Genomic DNA, 1,300 nt, shown 5'->3' with positions numbered 1-1,300 from the left:
GCCTCCCGGTTCCCGCTTCCCGGTTCCCGCCTCCCGGTTCCCGCAACACCCGTTGGGCGCATGGCGCCCCGCGGGGACGGAGCCCCGCGACTACGGTCGGAGGTTGGAGGTAGGAGGTTGGACGTTAGCTTCGCTCCCGGTTCCCTATTCTCGCTTCCCGCTTCCCGTCTCCCGCCTCCCGGTTCCCGCCTCCCGGTTCCCGCCACACGCCTCCCGCCTCCGCCGCCGCGGCACCCGCCGCGGCATCCCGCCCCCTCAATACGCCCGCGGGAGCGGCGTCGGCGTCCGCGTCGGCGGGCGCGGTGTCGGTGTCGGCGTCGGCGTCCAGGTCGGAGTCGGGGTGATCGTCGGCGTCGGCGTCACCGTCGGCGTGTTCGTGGGCGTCGGCGTCTCGGTCGGCGTCGGCGTGGCCGTCGGCGGCGCGGCAGACGGCTTCGCCGCCGACCCGCTGCCCGGGAACCAGAGTGGCCCATCCGAAAGCGGCGCCCCGGGGGGAATCTTGAAATCGAGGTAGTGTTCCGGGTTCACCGGCGTATCGTTCCAGCGGATTTCGAAGTGCAGGTGCTCACCCGTCGAAAACCCCGAACTGCCCGTGATGCCGAGCACCACGTCGTTGTTCACGGCGTCGCCCGGCTTCGCGAGCACCTGGCTGAGATGCGCGTACAGGGTCGACCACCCGTCGCCGCAATCGACGATGACGTGGTAGCCGTACGCGCTCGAGTAGTCCGTGGCCGTGACGGTCCCGCTGCAGGCGCTGTAGACGGGCGACCGGCTCAGGCCTTCGAGCGCGAGGTCGATGCCGCCGTGGATGCGGCCGGGGCCGCGGTTCGTCGCCCCGTACCGGTCGGTGACCCGGCTCCATGCCCGGAGCGGCATCTGGAAGCGGCTGCCGGCGGCCTCGGCGGCCTGCGCATCGGGCAGCGCGCCTTCGGCCGGGAGTTCGACCGCGCCTTCGTCGGTGTGCGCGGCCGGCGACGGGGTGGCGGTGGGCGGGAGGTTCGCAGGCCGGCCGGCGTGGCCCGCCATCGCGGCTGCCGCGGGCTCGCCGCCGCCGCTGCCGGCTTCGGTCCCGCTCGGCTGGCGCGCCGTGATCACGGCGGCGATGCCCGCGACGAGCGTGCCCGCCAGCATCACCCGCGCGGCATGCGAAACCCGCATCGGCAGCCGAATCCGCGGCACCATCCCTTACCAACATCGGCCGCCTCGCCCCCTCTCCACACCCTGCGCGGGATGCCGCGGGCTGTTCGCCCGCGGCGCGGGATGGCTCGCCGCCTGCCGGCGGCATTGCCGCGGGATGCCG

Annotated in this window: 1 protein-coding gene; it reads right to left on the bottom strand. The window is 74.1% G+C overall.

Annotated features, from left to right (window positions below):
• Positions 1 to 255: 255 nt before the first annotated feature.
• A complete protein-coding gene (locus N2041_RS14310; protein WP_297679254.1) occupies positions 256 to 1,158 on the bottom strand; it encodes a M23 family metallopeptidase in 903 nt (300 codons plus the stop codon).
• Between the last annotated feature and the right edge of the window lie 142 nt (positions 1,159 to 1,300).

This window comes from Tepidiforma sp., assembly GCF_026419595.1.
GTDB lineage: Bacteria > Chloroflexota > Dehalococcoidia > Tepidiformales > Tepidiformaceae > Tepidiforma.
Note: the sequence above shows the minus strand (reverse complement) of the source record. Positions and strands in the feature narration are given on the sequence as shown.